The organism is Helicobacter ganmani, from assembly GCF_003364315.1.
Classification (GTDB): Bacteria; Campylobacterota; Campylobacteria; order Campylobacterales; family Helicobacteraceae; genus Helicobacter_D; species Helicobacter_D ganmani.
On sequence record NZ_NXLS01000024.1, the window covers coordinates 1 to 734 of the forward strand.

The window sequence follows — 734 nt, forward strand, 5'->3', positions numbered from 1 at the left end:
AGCAACAACTGCAAATCCTCTTCCGTGTTCTCCTGCTCTTGCTGCTTCAATGGCTGCATTAAGGGCTAAAAGATTGGTTTGGTCTGCAATGTCTTTAATTACGCCTACAATGTTTTTAATATCCTCTGCTTGTCTTGTAACCTCTGCGGTTTTATCACTAACATTTTGCATAGAAGAACTTATCTCTTCAATAGCTGCTGCAGATTGTTGCAAAGAACTTGCTTGAGAAGAACTACCATCTAAGAGCTTACTCATAGAGTTTTGTAATTCAATGGTTTGTTTGACTAAGTCTTTGGCATAGCTTTCAGAAGAAATAAGCATTTTTCTAATTTCTTCTCCTAAAATATTCGTAGTGGTTTCTACACTTCCTTGTGCATTAGGAACTTCAGTAGTAAAGTCTAAGGATTTATAAGATTCAAAGACTTCATTGATTGCATTCATATTGCTTCCTACTTTATGTTGTAAGACATCTAGCATTGCATTTAATACATTCTTTAATTCTATCAGTTGTGGATTGTGAGGATTCTCTACGATTCTTGCAGTTAAATCTCCCTCTTCTACTGCTTTAGCAGTTTCTGCAGATTGTGCAATGGCTGTTTGGTCTTTTTCTAAACCATACTGAATGTTTTGAATGTTTTGATTAATTTCTTTTGCCATAATGCCAAATTCGTCGTGGGATTCTATTTTGATGAGATTGGCTGTTTGTGTATCGTGGTTGAGGTAGGAGAAGAAAT

1 protein-coding gene is annotated in these 734 nt (G+C 35.8%); it reads right to left on the minus strand.

What is annotated here, in order from left to right; translation table 11 throughout:
- On the minus strand, positions 1-734 hold a 734-nt coding region (locus tag CQA43_RS09340), incomplete at both ends, for a methyl-accepting chemotaxis protein (protein ID WP_245944299.1).